The sequence below is a fragment of the Pseudonocardia sp. TMWB2A genome (assembly GCF_017312135.1).
Genome location: NZ_QKQY01000002.1, coordinates 5,024,802 through 5,042,080, shown reverse-complemented (window position 1 = coordinate 5,042,080; position 17,279 = coordinate 5,024,802). Strand labels below are relative to the sequence as shown.

Here is a 17,279-nt window from a genome sequence, read left to right as displayed (position 1 = left end):
GCTCCGTGTCTCACCCGCCGGTGTAGCGCGCCGACTCGATCAACGCCTCCACCGACTCGGGTGGTACACGGAACGAGCGCCCGAAGCGCACCGCGGGAAGCTCCCCGGAGTGCACCAGCCGGTACACCGTCATCCGGGAGACCCGCATCCGGTCCGCCACCTCCGCCACGGTGAGGAACGGCGCGTCCTGCCCGGACCGTTGCTCCGGGATCCCTGCCGCCATGCTGCGCCCCTCCTTCGCCGACCCGCCCCCAGGTCGACCTCTGATCACCGAACGCAGGGACGGTAGCGCGGATCGGGCCACCCTCCCGGTGCGAACATGTCCCACCCTCGGGTGGACTGTCCGGAAACTGTCGGCTCTCGGTGTCCGTCCGGACACGCGGGGTGATGATGTGACCCCGTGGAGGGTGCCGCGGGCCCGGACGCCCGTGTGCGGTCATCTATCGTCGGGAGGTGACCGCCGCTCCCACCGTGACCGATGACGACCCGGACGGCGACTGGACCGCGCCGGGCGTGTTCCGCAGCGCCCCCGGCGTCTACCGGATCCCGTTGCCACTGCCCCAGGACGGGCTGCGCGCCGTGAACGTCTACGCACTCGCCGACGACACGGGCTGGACCCTGATCGACTCCGGCTGGGCGATCGACGAGGCCCGCGACCTGCTCGGCAAGGCGCTGGCCGCGCTGGGCTCCGGTTTCGGCGACGTCCGTCGCTTCCTGGTCACCCACGCCCACCGCGACCACTACACCCTGGCCGCGGTGCTGCGCCGCGAGTACGGCACCCGGGTGCTGCTCGGCGCGGGGGAGCGGCCCAACCTGGAGATCATCACCGATCCCGACCGCCCGCAGGGCGAGCCCGACCGGACCCGGCTGCTGCGTGCCGGTGCCGCCGGCCTCGTCGACGAGCTCGGCCGGGCCGGGCCGTGGCCGCGTCCGCTCCCCGAGGAGTGGGAGGCCCCCGACGAGTGGATCGCCGACCGCGCCGCCATCGCCGTCGCCGACCCGGCGGGCACCCGCACGCTGACCGCCGTGGAGACCCCGGGGCACACCCGCGGGCACCTCGTGTTCGCCGACGAGGCCCACGAGCTGCTGTTCGCCGGGGACCACGTGCTGCCCCGCATCACCCCGTCGATCGGCCTGCAGCCGTCGCCGGTGGCGAGCCCGCTCGGGCAGTTCCTCGACTCGCTGCGCCTGGTCCGGTCCCGGCCGGACGCGACCCTCCTGCCCGCGCACGGCCCGGTCGGCGGCAGCGCGCACGCCCGCACCGACGAGCTGCTGGCCCACCACGACGTCCGGCTCGCCCAGTGCCGCGACGCCGTCGCCGCGGGCCACCCGACGGCCGACGCCGTCGCCCGGGTCCTGCGCTGGACCCGGCGGGAACACCGGCTGGAGGACATGGACCTGTTCAACCGGACCCTCGCGGTCCTGGAGACCGGGGCGCACCTCGACGTGCTCGCCGACCTCGGGGAGCTGCGCCGGACCGAGGTTCCCGACGCCGCCACCGGGGTCGCCGTCGCCACCTACACCGCCTGACCCGCGCGCCGGGCCGCGACACGCCGGGCGCCGTTCACCCGGTCGTCGTGTCGGGGTGGCTCCCCGGAGCGGAATCGGGCAGAGTGAGGCCACCGAAGTCCACTCACGCCACGGAGGTCACCACACCCACACCCAGCACATCTGTACCGCGGGTCCGAGCACCGGCCGCGCTGCGCCGAGGACGTAGGGGAAGACGATCCTCGTCGACGACAGCGGAGGTTGGCAGTGAGCACACGCGGAGTGGTGTTCGTCCACTCGTCGCCGACTGCGGTCTGTCCGCACGTCGAGTGGGCGCTCTCGGGCGTTCTCGGAACGCGGGTCTCCCTCGAGTGGTCCGCGCAGCCGGTGGCGTCCGGTCAGATGCGGGCCGAGTGCACCTGGAGCGGTCCCGCCGGCAGCGGCGGGGCTCTCGCGGGGGCGCTGAGGGCCTGGTCGATGCTGCGGTTCGAGGTGACCGAGGAACCGAGCCCCGGCGTGGACGGGGAGCGGTTCATGCACGTCCCCGGCCTCGGCATGTGGCACGGACGCACCAGCGCCAACGGTGACGTCGTGCTGCCCGAGGACCAGCTGCGCACGGTCATGGCCGAGCACGGCGGCGCCGGGCTGTCCCGGCGTCTCGACCAGCTGCTGGGCACGGCCTGGGACGACGAGCTGGAGTCCTTCCGCTTCGCCGGCGACGGCGCGGCGGTGACGCTGCTGACCCACCGGGTCGGCTGAGCCGAGCCGGGCCGGGCAGACTGTCGTCCCATGGGGGGCGAGGAATGAACGGCCGGGCCGCGATCACGGTCGGCGTGCTGCTGGTGGCGCTCGTGGCCGTCGGCGGTGTCGCGTGGACGGTGTCCGGGACGACCCGTTCCGGCGTCGCCCCCGCCTCCGCGCCGCAGACCGTGCCCGACAGCGGCGCGGGCAGCAGTGAGGTGACCATCAGCGCGGGCGCGGCCGAGCATCCGGCCGCCCAGCTGGTGATGCAGCAGGTGCAGCTCTACTTCAACGCGGTCAACGGCCGCGACCACGCGACCTGGACCCGCGTGGTGAACCCCGAGACCGCCGACCGGCAGCCCCGCGAGACGTGGCTGGAGGGGATCGGCTCCACCACCGACGGCACCATCCGCATCGACCGGATCGACTCCGCGACCGGCGGCGGTGTGCTCGCCCTGGTGCGCTTCATCAGCGTCCAGGATCCGAACGACGGCCCGCCCGGCCTGCACGTCGGCCGGATCTGCTGGCAGGTCGCCTTCCCGATGGCGGGCTCGCCGCCGCGGATGGACGTCGGCAACCCCGACGGGATCCTGCGCGCCCCCTGCTGAGCGGGCCGTGCGGGCCCCCGGCCGGGGACCCGCACGGAACCGTCAGGCCTTGGTGAACACCAGCGAGGCGTTGTGCCCGCCGAAGCCGAACGAGTTGTTGACGGCGGCGTCCACGATCATCTTCCGCGGCTCACCGGAGACGACGTCCAGCTCGACCTTCGGGTCCTTGTCGGTCAGGTTGAGCGTCGCGGGGACGATGTCGTCGCGCACGCTGAGCAGCGCGATGATCCCCTCGACGGCCCCGGCCCCGCCCACGAGGTGCCCGAGCGCCGACTTCGGCGCGGTCAGCACCGGGTGGTCGCCGAACGCCCGCTTCACGGCGGTCGCCTCGCCCACGTCGCCGACCACCGTGGAGGTGGCGTGGCAGTTGACGTGGACGATGTCGGAGGCGGTCAGACCGGCCCCGGCCACCGCCTTCTGCATCGCCCGGATCTGGCCCTCGCCCTCGGGGTCGGGCCCGGTGATGTGGTACGCGTCGGACGTCAGACCGATCCCGGCGAGGCGGCCGTGCACGGTGGCGCCGCGGGCCTTCGCGAACTCCTCGCGCTCGAGCACGAGCACACCCGAGCCCTCGCCGAGGACGAAGCCGTCCCGCCCGGTGTCGAACGGCCGGGAGGCGCGCTCCGGGTCGTCGTTGCGGGTGGACAGGGTCCGCGACTGCACGAACCCGGCCACGGTGATCGGCACGATGCAGGACTCGGCGCCGCCCGCGAGGACGACGTCGACCTCCCCGTCGCGCAGCAGCTTGTAGGCCCAGGCCAGTGCCTCGGCGCCGGTGGCGCACGCCGAGGCGGGGGAGTGCACCCCGCCCTTGGCCTTGTACTCCAGGCTCACCAGCGCGGCCGGCCCGTTGGGCATGAGCATCGGCACGGTCAGCGGCGAGACCTTGCGCAGCCCGTGCTCCTCGAGCAGGTCGTCCTGCGCGAGCAGCGTCGGCGCGCCGCCGATGCCCGCGCCGATGACGACGGCGAGCCGCTCGGCCTCGACCGCGGCCCCGTCCTCGCCGGGGATCGCGCCGAGCCCGGCGTGCGCCCAGGCCTCCTTGGCAGCGACCATCGCGACCTGCTCGCACCGGTCCATCCGGCGGGCCTGCACGCGGGGCAGGACCTCGGTGGGCTCCACGGCGAGCTGGGCCGAGATGGACACCGGCAGGTCGAACCGCTCGGTCCAGTCGGCCCGGGTGGTTCCCACCCCGGACTTCCCGGCGAGCAGCGCCTCCCAGGTGGAGGCGGCGTCCCCGCCGAGCGGGGTGGTGGCCCCGAAACCGGTGACGACCACTCCGTCGGTCATGACGTCTCCTTCTCCCCGGCGGACAGCGCTACCGGTGCGTGCCCGCCGGTACGGATCACTGGTGCTTGGCGATGAAGTCGACGGCGTCGCCGACGGTCTTCAGCTCGGCGAGCTGGTCGTCCGGGATCTTGGCGCCGAACTTGTCCTCGGCCTGCACGGCGATCTCCACCATCGACAGCGAGTCGATGTCCAGGTCGTCCACGAAGGACTTCTCGGGGGTCACCTCGGCGGTGTCGATGCCGGCGACCTCCTCGACGATTTCGGCCAGCCCGGTGAGGATCTCGGCGTTGTCAGCCACGATGGTTCTCCTTGCGCGGTGGTTGGGTGCGGGTGCCAGGTCTCGGGTGCCCCGTCAGGGGCAGATGACGACCTGTCCGGCGTAGGACAGTCCTGCGCCGAAGCCTACGAGGAGCAGCACGTCGCCGGACCGTACCCGGCCGGCCGTGCGCATGTGGTCCAGCGCCATCGGGATGGACGCGGACGAGGTGTTGCCGGAGTGCACGATGTCGTCGGCGACGACCATGTCCTCCCGGGCGCCGTGGCGGCGCAGCTTCTTCGCGATCGCCTCGACGATGCGCAGGTTCGCCTGGTGCGGGATGAGCACGTCGATGTCGGCGGGGGTGAGCCCGGCCCGCTCGATCGCGTCCAGCGCGACGGGGGAGATCGCCGTCGTCGCCCACCGGAAGACCGCCTGGCCCTCCTGGTGCAGCTTGTTCGTCGTCTCGCCGAGGACCCGGATGGTCGACGCGTGGTCGCCCGCGCTGCCCCAGCTGACCGGGCCGACGCCCACCTCGTCCTCGCCGTCCGCCGGTCCGAGCAGGGCGGCGCCCGCGCCGTCGGCGAAGATGATGCAGGTCGAGCGGTCGTCCCAGTCGACCCAGTCCGAGAGCTTCTCGGCGCCGATGACCAGCACGTGCCGGGCCGAACCGGCGCGGATCATGTCCGAGGCGACGGCGGTGGCGTAGCTGAAGCCGGCGCAGGCGGCGTTGAGGTCGAACGCGGCGACGCCGGTGGCGCCCAGGCCGGTCGCCACCTGGGCGGCGGCGTTCGGGATCGGGTTGGGCATCGTGCAGGTCGCGACGATCACGGCGTCGAGCCCGGCCGGATCGAAGCCGGCGTCGGTCAGCGCCGCCGCCCCGGCCGCCGTCGCCATGGACGTCAGCGAGGTGTCGGCGTCGGCGATCCGGCGCTCGGCGATCCCCACGCGGCTGCGGATCCACGCGTCGTCGGTCTCGACCCGCTTCTCCAGGTCGGCGTTGGTGACCACGTGCTCGGGCTGCCAGCTGCCGAGGCCCAGGAACCGGGCCCCGGCGACGGTCGGGGTCGCTCGCATGGGGCTCACTTCCCGTGCTCGGAGATCAGATCGACGGCGGCGTCGAGCTGCTCGGGGGTCTTGAGTGCCAGCGTCGGGGTGCCCTTGACCGCGCGCTTGACCAGCCCGGTCAGCGTCGCGCCCGGGGGCAGCTCGAGGGTCGCGCCGGTCCCGCGGTCGGCGAGGGTCTGCATGCAGGCGTCCCAGCGGACCGGCCGGGTGACCTGCGCGACGAGCCGACGCAGCGCCTCGGCGCCGGTGTCGACGGTCCCGCCGTCGGCGTTGGACAGCAGCGTGAGCGTCGGGTCCGACACCGGCACCGACGACGCGTGGCTCTCCAGCGCGGCACGCGCGGGCTCCATGTGCGCGGTGTGGAACGCCCCGGCGACCGGGAGCTCCTTGACCCGCGCCTTCTCCGGCGGCGACGCGACGAGCTCGGTGATCGCCTCCTTCGCCCCGGCGGCGACGATCTGGCCCGCCCCGTTGCGGTTGGCCGGGTCGAGCCCCAGCTCGGCGAGGCGGGCCAGCACGACCTCCTCCTCGCCGCCGAGCACGGCGGCCATCGAGGTCGGCGCGACGGCGCAGGCGGCGGCCATCTCACGGCCGCGGACCCCGGCGAGGGCGACGGCGGCGTCCTCGGTCAGCACGCCCGCGATCGCGCAGGCGGTGATCTCGCCGATCGAGTGCCCGGCGACGACGGTCCCGGACGGCAGCTCGACCCGCTCGCGCAGGCGCCGCGCGGCCAGCAGGCCCAGGGTGACGATCAACGGCTGGGTGACCGCGGTGTCGGTGATCTCCTCGGCGTCGGCGGTGGTGCCGAGACGCGCCAGGTCGAGCCCGACGGCGTCGGACCAGCCGGCCACGGCCTCCGCCGCGGCCGGGTCCTCCAGCCACGGAGCGAGCATGCCGGGGGTCTGGGCCCCCTGGCCGGGTGCGAGCAGGGCGATCACGGGGACATCACACACCTCTCGGGGGCGGCGCCGGGATACCGGTTACGACGAAGTCGGACCACCGAAGTTGTAGGAAACCTACGAACCGCAGGTGTGACCGGGGCCTCGTTACCGATCCGTAGGGGCCGGTGTTTGTAGGGTTCACGACAACGCCCCGCCCACCGGGACACGGACGCCGTCGACCTCCTGATCATGCTCCCCGGTCGGGTCCAGAGGAGTCAGCGGGGTGTGCGCGGCGACGGCCGGGCCGTCGGACGCGCGGGCGGTGCGGTCCGCGACGAGCGCGGCGCGCAGCACGAACGCCTCCCGCGGGTCGGTGGGGGAGCGCCCGACGAGCTCGCCGATGCGGCGCAGGCGGTAGCGCACCGTGTTGGGGTGCACGTAGAGCGCGCGGGCGCAGCCCTCCAGGCTCGCCCCGCCCTCCAGGTACGCGGCCAGGGTGCGCAGCAGCTCGCCACCGGTGTCGTGCAGCGGGGCGAGGACGTCCTCGGCGAGCCGGCGCCGCGCGGCCGGGTCGCCGTGCAGGGCGCGCTCGGGCAGCAGGTCGGCGGCGTCGACCGGGCGCGGGGCGTCGGGGTGGCCGGGGGCCGCGGCCAGCCCGGCCAGTGCCTCGGCGACGGCGGCGCCCGCGGTGGCCAGGTCGGTGCTGGGCGGGCCGGAGACGACCGGTCCGGGCCCGAAGTGCGCCGCGACCTCGGCGAGCACCCGCGCGGTGACCGCGCTTGTCCCCGGCGCCGGCCCGGGCCCGGTCGGCGCCGGACGCGCCGAGGTGGTCTCGGCGAGCCGGTCGGCGACCCGGCGCGCGGGCCGCCCGGTCAGGTGCAGCAGGACCACCAGCCGTCGCCCCTGGACGCCGACGAGCACGTCGTGGCCGAGCCGCGCGGCGACCCGGCGCAGCTCCACGATCAGCTGCGGGGACTCGGGGCCGGAGCCGGGGGCGGAGCCGACCAGGCAGTGCACCGGGGCGGCGGGGTCCCAGCCGAGCGCCGCGGCCCGGGACACGAGCGCGCCGTCGGTGTCACCACGCAGCACGGCGTCGACGACGAGTGCCTCCAGCCGGGCGTCCCAGGCGCCGCGGGACTCCGCGGCGCCGGCGTACACGGTGGCGGCGGCGAAGGCGATCTCCCGGCCGAAGCGCAGCACGGCCTCGGTGAGCTCGTGACGCTCGGTGCCGTCGTCGGCGAGCGGGGGCAGGTGCTCCTCGAACACGTCCGCGGCGATGCGGACCAGCTCGACGGTCTGGCGCAGGCTGATCCGCCGGGCCAGGTCGCGCGGCGCGATCCGGAACGCCTCGGCGGTGAGCGGGGTGGTGCGGTCGGGCTCGCGCAGCCAGGACACGAAGTTCGCGACGCCGGTCTGGGTCACCAGGGCCACGCCCGCGCGCTGGTCGGCGGGCAGCCCCGCGAACCACGGGCAGCGCCGCTCCATCTCCGCCAGGCAGGCCGCGGCCAGCCGGGACGAGGCGAGCTCGAGGCGGCGCAACGTCGCGTCCGCGACCGGGTGGCGGTGCACGTCGGGCAGCATGACACGACGATGGACGCACCCACAGGACACGTCACGCTGTACCGCGCGGGCTCACGGGCACGCACGGAGACCGGCTGGCTCGACTCGCGGCACAGCTTCTCCGCCGGGGCGCACTACGACCCGGCCAACACCCACTTCGGGTTGCTGCTGCTGCACAACGAGGACCGGCTCGTCCCGGGGCGCGGCTACGACGAGCATCCGCACCGCGACACCGAGATCCTCACCTGGGTCCTCGACGGCGAGCTGGAACACCGCGACAGCGCCACCGGGCGGACCGCACGGGTCGGGCCGGGCGGGGTGCAGTACCTGGGCGCGGGGTCGGGGGTGCGGCACTCCGAGCACGCGACGCCGGACGGGGGCGTGCGGTTCGTGCAGATGTGGGTGGTGCCCGAGGAACCGGGCGGCGACCCGCGCCACCTCGTGCGTGCGGCGGACGCGGGGGAGCGCGGGGACACGGTCGTCCTGGCGTCGGGCCTGGAACGGCACCGCGGGGCGACCCTGCTGCCGCTGCGTCAGCGCGCGGCGGCCCTGTCGGTGGCACGGCTCGCGCCGGGGTCGGCGACGGAGCTGCCGACCGCCCCGTTCGTGCACGCGTTCGTGGCACGTGGGGGCGCGACGCTGGAGGACGTGCCCGGTGACGAGCTCGGTACGGGCGACGCGGCCAGGGTCGTCGACGACGGCGGCCGGCGGATCACCGCCGGACCGGACGGGGCCGAGATCCTGGTGTGGGAGATGCACGCGGCGCTGGGGTGGTGACACCCGGACACCGCGGAACCCGGCCGGGGCGCGCGGGGCCTCGGCCGTGACGGGCTGCTGCCGGTCACCACGACGGACGGGTGACCGGACGGCTCAGAGCGGCGTGACCGCGCTGGCCTGCGGCCCCTTCTGCCCCTGCTCGATGTCGAACGACACGCGCTGCCCCTCGTCGAGGCTCTTGTAGCCGTTCGTCTGGATTGCCGAGTAGTGCACGAACACGTCCGCACCACCACCGTCGGGGGCGAGGAAGCCGTAGCCCTTCTCGCTGTTGAACCACTTGACGGTGCCTTCTGCCATTCCCGCTCCCTGGAGATCATCGGCCCGGAGCACCTCGCCCCGGGACCGCAGGCCAGCGACGCACACGGTCGACGCCCTGGTCAGGACGGCGAGTCGCGAGGACGAGTGATCACCGCCACCGCCGTCGCGCGGAGCCTATCGTGATCTGCGCCGCCCTGGGAGGGGCGAAAATCGGCGACGGCCCGCCGCCCCGTGCGGGGCGGCGGGCCATCGTGTGCCGGTGGGGTCAGGCGGCCCCGCCGTCGCCGATCTGCGGGCCGGCGGCCTGCGGGTCGTCGATCTTGTAGCCGGCCGCGGCCTCGGCCGCGGTCTCGGTCTTCACCAGGCCCTGCTTGGCCAGCACCGACAGCGCGCCGACGACGATCGACTCGGCGTCGACCGCGAAGTGGCGGCGCACGGCCGGACGGGTGTCGGACAGGCCGAACCCGTCGGTGCCCAGCGACAGGAACGGCGCCGGGGACCACTGGCGGATCTGGTCGGGGACCGCGCGCATCCAGTCCGAGACCGCCACGACCGGGGCGTCGCCGTGCTCGCCGTCGCCCAGCTTCTGGGTCACGTACGGCACGACCGGCTCGTCACCGGGCTTGAGCAGGTTGGCGTGCTCGGCCTCGACACCGTCGCGGCGCAGCTCGCCCCAGGACGTCACCGACCAGACCTCGGCGCGGACGTCCCACTCGTCGGCCAGCATCTTCTGCGCGGTCAGCGCCCACGGCAGCGAGACACCGGAGGCGAGCAGCCGCACCACGGGGCCGTTGCCCTCGGGCGCCGCGGCGAAGCGGTGCATCCCGCGCAGGATGCCCTCGCGGTCCACGTCCTCCGGCTCGGCCGGCTGGCGGTAGGGCTCGTTGTAGACCGTCAGGTAGTAGATGACGTTCTCGGGCTTCTCGCCGACCATCCGGCGCAGCCCGTCCTGGACGATGTGCGCGACCTCGAAGGAGAACGCCGGGTCGTAGGCGACTACGGCCGGGTTGGTCGCCGCGAGCAGCAGCGAGTGACCGTCGTTGTGCTGGAGACCCTCACCGGTCAGCGTGGTGCGACCGGCGGTGGCGCCGACGAGGAAGCCGCGGGCCATCTGGTCCGAGGCGGCCCAGATCGAGTCGCCGGTCCGCTGGAACCCGAACATCGAGTAGAAGATGTAGATCGGGATCATCGGCTCGTCGTGCGTGGCGTAGGACGTGCCCGCCGCGGTGAACGACCCGACCGATCCGGCCTCGTTGATGCCCTCGTGCAGGATCTGGCCCTGCTCGGACTCCTTGTAGGCGAGCATCAGGTCGGCGTCGACCGAGGTGTAGTTCTGGCCGTTCGGGTTGTAGATCTTCTGGCTCGGGAACATCGAGTCCATACCGAAGGTACGGGCCTCGTCCGGGATGATCGGCACGAAGCGCGCGCCGATCTCCTTGTCCTTGATGAGCTCGCGCAGCAGCCGGACGAACGCCATCGTCGTGGCGACCTCCTGCTTGCCGGAACCCTTCTTGACGAAGTCGTAGACCTTGTCGCCGGGGAGCACCAGCGGCTTGCTGGCGGTCCGGCGCGACGGCAGCGGCCCGCCCAGCTGGCGACGGCGCTCCCGCAGGTACTGGATCGCCTCGTCCTTCTCGCCGGGGTGGTAGTACGGCGGCAGGTACGGGTCGGCCTCGAGCTGCTTGTCCGAGATCGGGATGCGCTGCTCGTCGCGGAACTGCTTGAGGTCGTCGAGCGTGAGCTTCTTCATCTGGTGGGTGGCGTTGCGGCCCGCGAAGTGCGTGCCCAGGCCGTAGCCCTTGATGGTCTTGGCCAGGATGACGGTCGGCTGGCCGTGGTGCGCGGTCGCCGCGGCGTAGGCCGCGTGCACCTTGCGGTAGTCGTGCCCACCGCGCTTGAGCTTCCAGATCTCGGCGTCGCTCATCGGGTCGACGAGCGCCTTGGTCCGCGGGTCCCGGCCGAAGAAGTGGTCGCGGACGTAGGCGCCGTCGTTGGCCTTGTAGGTCTGGAAGTCGCCGTCCGGCGTGGTGTTCATCAGGTTGATCAGCGCGCCGTCGCGGTCGCCGTGCAGCAGCGAGTCCCACTCGCGGCCCCAGATGACCTTGATGACGTTCCAGCCGGCGCCCCGGAAGAACGCCTCCAGCTCCTGGATGATCTTGCCGTTGCCGCGGACCGGGCCGTCGAGGCGCTGCAGGTTGCAGTTGACGACGAAGTTCAGGTTGTCCAGGCCCTCGTTGGCCGCGACGTGGATCAGGCCACGCGACTCGGGCTCGTCCATCTCACCGTCGCCGAGGAAGGCCCACACCTGCTGCTGGGAGGTGTCCTTGAAGCCGCGGTCGCCCAGGTAGCGGTTGAACCGCGCCTGCATGATCGCGTTCATCGGGCCGATGCCCATCGAGACCGTGGGGAACTCCCAGAAGTCCGGCATCAGGCGCGGGTGCGGGTACGACGGCAGGCCGCCGCCGGGGCCGGCGTGGCTGAGCTCCTGGCGGAAGCCGTCGAGGCGGTCCTCGGACAGGCGGCCCTCGAGGAAGGCGCGGGCGTAGATGCCGGGGGAGGCGTGGCCCTGGATGTAGATCTGGTCGCCGCCGCCGGGGTGCTCCTTGCCACGGAAGAAGTGGTTGAAGCCGACCTCGTACAGGGTCGCCGACGAGGCGTAGGACGAGATGTGCCCGCCGACGCCGATGCCCGGCCGCTGCGCGCGGTGCACGGTCATCGCGGCGTTCCAGCGCACCCAGCGCCGGTAGGTGCGCTCGACGTCCTCGTCGCCGGGGAACCACGGCTCACGGTCGGTCGGGATGGTGTTCACGTAGTCCGTCGCGGTCAGCGACGGGACGCCCACGTGCTTCTCACGGGCGCGCTGCAGCATCGTCAGCATGAGGTAGCGGGCGCGCTGCTGCCCGGCGTTGTCCAGGACCGCGTCCAGGGAGTCCAGCCACTCGGCCGTCTCCTCGGGGTCGATGTCCGGCAGGTGGGCGGCCAGCCCGTCCCGGATGACGTTGACGCGGCGCTTGTCGTCGCCGGGCGTGCTGCTCTGCGCGGTCAAGGGTTCTCCCTGCCTGATTCCGTCGGTGGCCGGGATCGCCCGGCCCTGTCTTTCCGCCGCCGGCTGTGGGGCGACGTCGCCGGCCGGACTCGACGGTCGTGGCCGTGGCTCGGTCCATCGTGCCTGTTCCGGCGCGGTCCCGAAACTCGTCGTTCACGAAGTCGGGCTCTGGCCGCGAGGATAGGTACTACTCGTACGTAACTGAACGGAGGGCGGGGTGACCTGCGCGTCACCGGGCCGCGAACCGCGAGCCGGTTGCATCCGGTCGGGCCCCCGTGATCGGATGCCCCATCCGATTTCGCGCGAAGGGTGGCGCCCGCACGCGGAACCGAAGACGATGGACTGCGTGAGCAGCGTGAAAGGGGAACGAGTGGTGACCGCGGCAGATGCCGGTGCGTCCGACATCGCGGCAAAGCTCGGCATCGAGCCGGGCATGATCGTCCAGGAACTCGGGTACGACACCGACATCGACGACCAGGTCAGAGAGGCCGTCGAGGACACGACCGGTGAGGAGCTCCTCGACGAGGACGCCCAGGAGGTCATCGACGTCGTCCTCCTGTGGTTCCGCGACGGGGACGGCGACCTGATCGACACCCTGGTCGACGCCCGAACGCCCCTCTCGGACGAGGGCTTCGTGTGGGTCCTGACACCCAAGACCGGCCGTGACGGCCACATCCAGCCCTCCGAGATCGCCGAGGCGGCCCCGACCGCCGGGCTGTCGCAGACGTCCAACGCGACGCTCGGGGACGACTGGGTGGGGTCGAAGCTCGTGCCGCCGAAGCAGGGGAAGGGCAAGCGCTGAGCCCAGTCGTCGAGGGCGCGACCGCCCCGGACTTCGAGCTCCCCGACCAGAACCGACAGCCGGTCTCGCTGGCGTCGGTACTCGGGTCGGGGCGCTCGGCGCTGTTGGTCTTCTACCCGTTCGCGTTCTCCGGGATCTGTGGCGGGGAGCTGGCTGCTGTGCAGTCCGCGCTCGGGGACTTCCAGAATTCCTCAGTGCAGGTGCTGTCGATCTCGTGCGATCCCACGTTCGCGCTGGGAGCGTGGGCCTCGTCCGCGGGGTTCGGGTTCCCGCTGCTGTCGGACTTCTGGCCGCACGGGGCCGTGGCGTCGTCCTACGGGGTGTTCCACGCACCGAAGGGCATGGCGTTGCGGGGGACGTTCCTCGTCCGCCCGGACGGCACCGTCTCGTTCGCGGAGGTGAACGGGCCGGGGGAGCCGCGGGACCAGGACGGGTGGCGTCGGGCCCTCGGGGCCGTGTGAAGATGTCCGTCCCGGGCGCGTAGCTCAGCGGGAGAGCACTCGGTTTACACCCGAGCGGTCGCAGGTTCGAACCCTGCCGCGCCCACTCTCATCGGTCGGCCCCGTGACCGCCGGCTCCGTGCCGGGCCTCCTCGACGGGTCGGTCCGTGACGGGTTCGAGCAGCACCACCGGCACCTCCCGGCCGCCGGTCAGGACGGCGCGCTCGCGCAGGTCGGCGAAGAACGGGTACAGCTCGTCGGCGTAGGCGAGCCAGTCCGCTCGCTCGGCGCCCTCGGCGATGCGTGCGGTCATCAGGGCTCGGCGGGCCCCGTCCTGGAGCTGCGCCGTGTTGTGGGCCATCAGGTTGTGGAACCAGCCCGGGTGCCGGGCCTGCCCACCGGCCGACGCGCCGAGGGCGTAGACGCCGCCGCGCTCGATCCGCATCAGGGCGGTCTTGCGCAGCGTGCCCGACCGCGCGCCGCGGGTGGTCAGGATGACGACAGGTCCGCCCAGCATGGTCGCGCCCTCCCTGCCGTCGGTGCGCTCGTAGAGCTCGACCTGTTCGCGGGTGGCGGGGTCGGAGCTGGGGGCGTACTCGCCGTCCAGCAGGTTCGGTGTCATGTCGGGTCGTTCCTTCCGTCGGTGGGGCCCGGGCCGGACGGGCCGGGGTCAGAGAGTGATCACGGTCTTGCCGACCGTCCGGCGGCTCTCGACGAGCGTGTGCGCGGTCCGCATGGTCTCGGGGGTCAGTCCGCGAAGGGTCGTCGTGCCGATCGGACGCAGGCGTCCGGCGGCGACGTCGTCCGCGGCGCGGGCGAGGATCCGGCTCTGGCGAGCGGCATCGCCGCCGGTGACGATCGTGCTGAACACCATCTCGCCGTGCAGCGACAGCGACCTGCCGGCGACCGCCTCCATGTCCCAGCGCCCGGGCGCGTCGACGAAGGCGAGGTGCCCGAACGGGCGCAGCAGCTCGACGATCGAGGCGAGCCGGCTGCCGGTGTCCGAGGTGGACAGCACGAGGTCGACGGCGCCGATCCCGGCGTCGCGCAGCTGGACGGCGAGGTCGCCGTGGTGGTCGACGACGAGATCGGCCCCCATCGCGGTGGCCCACTCCCGTGACTCGGGCCGGGACGCGGTGCCGATCACGAACGCCGACGTCCACGCCGCGAGCAGCTGTGTGGCCATCGAGCCCACACCGCCCGCGCTGCCGATGACCAGGACGCTCCCGACACCGGCGGGCGGTGCGTCGCGGTCACGGGCCAGTGCCTCCCATGCGGTGAGCACGCCGATCGGCAGGGAGGCGGCGTCGGCGAACGTGAGCTCGTCGGCGATCGGGGCGACGACCCGGTGGTCGACCGCAACGCGTTCGGCCCAGCTCCCGTCGCGGGTGATGTCACCGGTGCCCATCACCCGGTCCCCGATCGCGAATCCGGTGGCCGCGGGCCCGGTCGCGACGACGACGCCGGCGAACTCCCACCCGAGGACGACGCGGCCGCCCGGCGGCGCACTGCGGGTCCGCCGGATCGCCGCCTCACCGGGGTTGATGCCGATCGCCCGCACCTCGACCAGCAGGTCACCGGCGCGCAACCGCGGTTCGGCGACGTCGACCAGGTCGATGGCGAACGCGTCGAGCGGGTGCGCCCGTTCGTAGGCGAGTGCCTTCACCGCGCTCCTCCGGCCGGGTCCTGCCGCAGGGCGTGCAGGGCCGAGAGCGGGCCGCCGACCTGCATCAGCCGCCCGCCGTCGCGCAGCGTTCCGGCGTCGACCGGCGCGAACCCCATGCGGTCGGCGACGTCGTGGAACGAGGCCTTGGCCGCGGCGTCGTCGCCGGCGTAGAACAGCAGCTGCCGTCCCTCCGGATGCCGGGGGTCGGCGGCGATGTAGCGGGCGTAGAGGGTGTTGAACGCCTTGACCACGCGTGCGCCGGGGGCCAGCGTCGCGACGAGCTCGCTCGGCGTCACCGCACCGGGACCGACGCCCGTCGCCTCCGTCATCCGGTTCGTCGTGTCCACCAGGATGCGGCCGTCCCAGGGCGGGAGCCCGGCCAGTGCGTCGCCGACCCGCGGCCACGGCACGGTCAGGAACACCATGTCCGCCCGCGCGGCCTCGTCGACCGGCGCCGCCCCTGCCGACGGCCCCAGCCGCGCCACGACATCGCGCAGCGAGCCGGGGCCGCGGCTGTTGCTCAGGGTCACGGCGTGCCCCGCCGCCACCAGATGACCGGCGACGGCCTGCGCGACCGTTCCGGCGCCGATGGTTCCGAACTGCATGACGACCTCCTTTTGATGATGACTCACATCAATAAGTACACGACCGGAGGCGAGCGACGTCAAGTCGGGCGGGCCGTTTTGATGGTGGTCATCATCGACTGCGGACTAGACTCCGCCCGGGTTCTCGCCTGGGAGGTGGTCGACGTGCCCCGCGTCACACGGGAGCAGAAGCAGCGCAACCGCGAGCGGATCCTGGCCGCAGCGGGCGAGGGTTTCCGGCTGCGCGGCATCGACGGCACGGGCATCGAAGGGCTGATGAAGTCGGCGGGCATGACCCACGGCGGCTTCTACAACCACTTCGCGTCCAAGAGCGACCTCGCCGTCGAGGTCCTGCACCAGGGGTTCGTCGACTCGCTGGCGGCGCTCGACGCCATCCGCGCGGCGCACGCCGGCTCGGCGCGCGCGGCCCTGCACGGCATGGTCGACCAGTACATCGCCGCCGAGCACCGCGACCACCCCGAGACCGGATGCCCCTCGGCCGCGCTCGTCTCCGACGCCGGGCGGCACGACGCCGCCGCGCAGGCCGAGTACCGCCGCGGCCTGGACGGCTACTTCGACTCCATCGCGGAGATGGTGATCGAGCACGGCCGCGAGTCCGGTACCGAGATCGCCCCGGCCGAGGCGAGGGAGCAGGCGGTGGCGCTGTTCAGCCAGATGGTCGGCGCGCTCCTGCTCTCCCGTGCGGTCGCCGACGTCGCCCCCGACCTGTCGGACGAGGTCCTCGCGGCCAACCGGAACCGGCTCAAGGGCCGGTGAGCCCACGCCGGCTCCTCCGGGATCGCGACGCGTCCCCGGCGGACGTCACGGTCGCGAGCGCGCTGAGAACACTGGGGTCGACCCCCATGGGCAGGACGCCGGAACGGCCGGAGCCCTCCGTCGACGGGTCGGAGACCTGCGGGCCGCTGGCCCACGGCGAGCGGGTGCCGGCGCACTCCCACGAGTTCGGGCAACTCCGGTACGCCGTGTCCGGGGTGCTGGTCACCTCGACCGCGGCGGGTGTCTGGATGGCGCCGACCGATCGCATCAGCTGGGTTCCGCCGTTCCACGCGCACTGGAGCCGCTCGTACGGCGAGACGCACGTCCGGTTCGTGACGGTGCCTGCACCGCATGCCGCGCAGCTTCCGGCGCACCCGTCGGTCTTCGTCGCGAGCGCCCTGATGCGCGAGGCCTACCTGGCCCTCGTCGACGACCAGGAGCCCGAGGACGGTGCACGGGGCCGCCTCCTGCTGCAGGTCGTGGTGGCAGAACTCGCCCGGGCGCCGGAGGAGCCTCTACGACTGCCGGAGCCGCGCGATCCGCGACTCCGGGACGTCATCTCGCTCCTGCACGACGATCCCGCCAGCGGCGCCTCGCTCGCGGAGCTGGGCCGGACGACGGGTTCGAGCGAGCGGACGCTGAGCCGCTTGTTCCACGCCGAGCTGTCCATGGGCTTCCAGCAGTGGCGGACGCTCCTCCGTGTCCAGCGGGCAGTGGTCGAGCTCAGCGGCGGGGCCTCGGTCACCGATACCGCCGTCGGACTGGGCTGGGCGAACCCGAGCAGCTTCATCGAGGCCCTCACCCGGCTCGTCGGCGAGACGCCCGGTCGGTACCGCGCCAGGAGGCACTCGGGCCACGGCTGAGGCGCGTGCTGCCGGTCCGGTCGACCCCGCGGGACGGTCGTCGGTGTCGGGCCGTGCCGCCCTGAGACCCCGGTGGGTTCGGGAGGAGGGGTGGTGCCGCCGCCGACGCGGGCGCCCGCACGTATGGCGGGTAAGCCGTATTCGCTGTCGGGAGAGCGGTGGTACGCCACCCTC

The 17,279-nt window shown here is 73.3% G+C and carries 19 protein-coding genes and 1 tRNA gene; 9 read left to right on the top strand and 11 right to left on the bottom strand.

Going from position 1 to position 17,279, the window contains the following annotated elements:
* Positions 1 to 10: 10 nt before the first annotated feature.
* Positions 11 to 223, bottom strand: coding sequence for a helix-turn-helix domain-containing protein (locus tag DMP17_RS38155; RefSeq protein WP_020623051.1), 213 nt, complete (start codon positions 221 to 223; stop codon positions 11 to 13).
* Positions 224 to 453: 230 nt separating this feature from the next.
* Here DMP17_RS38155 and DMP17_RS38150 point away from each other — a divergent pair, with 230 nt between their 5' ends.
* From DMP17_RS38150 to DMP17_RS38140, 3 genes are all read left to right on the top strand, one after another.
* Positions 454 to 1,530: an MBL fold metallo-hydrolase gene (locus DMP17_RS38150; RefSeq protein WP_337832063.1), complete on the top strand. Its 1,077-nt coding sequence runs from the start codon at positions 454 to 456 to the stop codon at positions 1,528 to 1,530.
* A gap of 225 nt (positions 1,531 to 1,755) precedes the next feature.
* Complete coding sequence (locus DMP17_RS38145; protein WP_043277342.1) at positions 1,756 to 2,247, top strand: DUF3145 domain-containing protein; 492 nt, start codon at positions 1,756 to 1,758, stop codon at positions 2,245 to 2,247.
* 44 nt (positions 2,248 to 2,291) lie between these two features.
* Entirely contained in the window at positions 2,292 to 2,837 is a 546-nt protein-coding gene (locus DMP17_RS38140) for a hypothetical protein (protein ID WP_226350519.1), read from the top strand.
* Between the two features lie 42 nt (positions 2,838 to 2,879).
* Here the strand turns inward: DMP17_RS38140 and DMP17_RS38135 are convergent, their stop codons facing one another.
* The 5 genes from DMP17_RS38135 to DMP17_RS38115 all read right to left on the bottom strand — a co-directional run bounded on the left by DMP17_RS38135 (position 2,880) and on the right by DMP17_RS38115 (position 7,913).
* Entirely contained in the window at positions 2,880 to 4,127 is a 1,248-nt protein-coding gene (locus tag DMP17_RS38135) for a beta-ketoacyl-[acyl-carrier-protein] synthase family protein (protein WP_226350520.1), read from the bottom strand.
* A gap of 55 nt (positions 4,128 to 4,182) precedes the next feature.
* Entirely contained in the window at positions 4,183 to 4,425 is a 243-nt protein-coding gene (locus tag DMP17_RS38130; protein ID WP_020623056.1) for an acyl carrier protein, read from the bottom strand.
* Positions 4,426 to 4,479: 54 nt separating this feature from the next.
* On the bottom strand, positions 4,480 to 5,460 hold the full coding sequence (locus tag DMP17_RS38125; RefSeq protein ID WP_337832062.1) for a beta-ketoacyl-ACP synthase III: 981 nt from the start codon (positions 5,458 to 5,460) through the stop codon (positions 4,480 to 4,482).
* A 5-nt stretch (positions 5,461 to 5,465) separates the two neighbouring features.
* Positions 5,466 to 6,389, bottom strand: coding sequence for an ACP S-malonyltransferase (locus DMP17_RS38120; RefSeq protein ID WP_100878358.1), 924 nt, complete (start codon positions 6,387 to 6,389; stop codon positions 5,466 to 5,468).
* 141 nt (positions 6,390 to 6,530) lie between these two features.
* Complete coding sequence (locus DMP17_RS38115) at positions 6,531 to 7,913, bottom strand: PucR family transcriptional regulator (protein ID WP_226350522.1); 1,383 nt, start codon at positions 7,911 to 7,913, stop codon at positions 6,531 to 6,533.
* A gap of 9 nt (positions 7,914 to 7,922) precedes the next feature.
* Between DMP17_RS38115 and DMP17_RS38110 the strand changes: the two genes are divergently transcribed.
* The gene (locus DMP17_RS38110) at positions 7,923 to 8,669 is read left to right on the top strand and encodes a pirin family protein (protein WP_337832061.1); all 747 of its coding nucleotides are present in this window, start codon (positions 7,923 to 7,925) and stop codon (positions 8,667 to 8,669) included.
* Between the two features lie 93 nt (positions 8,670 to 8,762).
* On the opposite strand, the gene DMP17_RS38105 is transcribed toward DMP17_RS38110, so the two are convergent.
* Both DMP17_RS38105 and aceE read right to left on the bottom strand, forming a co-directional pair.
* A complete protein-coding gene (locus tag DMP17_RS38105; protein WP_020624180.1) occupies positions 8,763 to 8,966 on the bottom strand; it encodes a cold-shock protein in 204 nt (67 codons plus the stop codon).
* A gap of 226 nt (positions 8,967 to 9,192) precedes the next feature.
* On the bottom strand, positions 9,193 to 11,973 hold the full coding sequence (aceE, locus tag DMP17_RS38100) for a pyruvate dehydrogenase (acetyl-transferring), homodimeric type (protein WP_337832060.1): 2,781 nt from the start codon (positions 11,971 to 11,973) through the stop codon (positions 9,193 to 9,195).
* A 370-nt stretch (positions 11,974 to 12,343) separates the two neighbouring features.
* On the opposite strand from aceE, the gene DMP17_RS38095 reads away from it, so the two are divergent.
* The 3 genes from DMP17_RS38095 to DMP17_RS38085 all read left to right on the top strand — a co-directional run bounded on the left by DMP17_RS38095 (position 12,344) and on the right by DMP17_RS38085 (position 13,321).
* On the top strand, positions 12,344 to 12,775 hold the full coding sequence (locus DMP17_RS38095; RefSeq protein WP_020624178.1) for a DUF3052 domain-containing protein: 432 nt from the start codon (positions 12,344 to 12,346) through the stop codon (positions 12,773 to 12,775).
* Positions 12,772 to 13,236: a peroxiredoxin gene (locus DMP17_RS38090; protein WP_226366608.1), complete on the top strand. Its 465-nt coding sequence runs from the start codon at positions 12,772 to 12,774 to the stop codon at positions 13,234 to 13,236. Before DMP17_RS38095 ends, DMP17_RS38090 begins: the two co-directional genes overlap by 4 nt.
* Before the next feature lie 13 nt (positions 13,237 to 13,249).
* Positions 13,250 to 13,321: transfer RNA gene (locus DMP17_RS38085), tRNA-Val, on the top strand.
* 3 nt (positions 13,322 to 13,324) lie between these two features.
* On the opposite strand, the gene DMP17_RS38080 is transcribed toward DMP17_RS38085, so the two are convergent.
* Genes DMP17_RS38080 through DMP17_RS38070 form a run of 3 tightly spaced genes read right to left on the bottom strand, consistent with a single transcriptional unit; the run spans position 13,325 to position 15,486 of the window.
* Positions 13,325 to 13,837 carry a nitroreductase/quinone reductase family protein gene (locus tag DMP17_RS38080; RefSeq protein WP_337832059.1) on the bottom strand — a complete coding sequence of 171 codons (513 nt, stop codon included), beginning with the start codon at positions 13,835 to 13,837 and terminating at the stop codon, positions 13,325 to 13,327.
* Between the two features lie 48 nt (positions 13,838 to 13,885).
* Complete coding sequence (locus tag DMP17_RS38075; protein ID WP_337830723.1) at positions 13,886 to 14,881, bottom strand: alcohol dehydrogenase catalytic domain-containing protein; 996 nt, start codon at positions 14,879 to 14,881, stop codon at positions 13,886 to 13,888.
* Positions 14,878 to 15,486: an NADPH-dependent F420 reductase gene (locus DMP17_RS38070; RefSeq protein ID WP_443217940.1), complete on the bottom strand. Its 609-nt coding sequence runs from the start codon at positions 15,484 to 15,486 to the stop codon at positions 14,878 to 14,880. Before DMP17_RS38070 ends, DMP17_RS38075 begins: the two co-directional genes overlap by 4 nt.
* 144 nt (positions 15,487 to 15,630) lie before the next feature.
* On the opposite strand from DMP17_RS38070, the gene DMP17_RS38065 reads away from it, so the two are divergent.
* Both DMP17_RS38065 and DMP17_RS38060 read left to right on the top strand, forming a co-directional pair.
* Positions 15,631 to 16,242 carry a TetR/AcrR family transcriptional regulator gene (locus DMP17_RS38065; RefSeq protein ID WP_337832057.1) on the top strand — a complete coding sequence of 204 codons (612 nt, stop codon included), beginning with the start codon at positions 15,631 to 15,633 and terminating at the stop codon, positions 16,240 to 16,242.
* An 86-nt stretch (positions 16,243 to 16,328) separates the two neighbouring features.
* Positions 16,329 to 17,105: an AraC family transcriptional regulator gene (locus DMP17_RS38060; RefSeq protein ID WP_337832056.1), complete on the top strand. Its 777-nt coding sequence runs from the start codon at positions 16,329 to 16,331 to the stop codon at positions 17,103 to 17,105.
* The last annotated feature ends 174 nt before the right edge of the window (positions 17,106 to 17,279 follow it).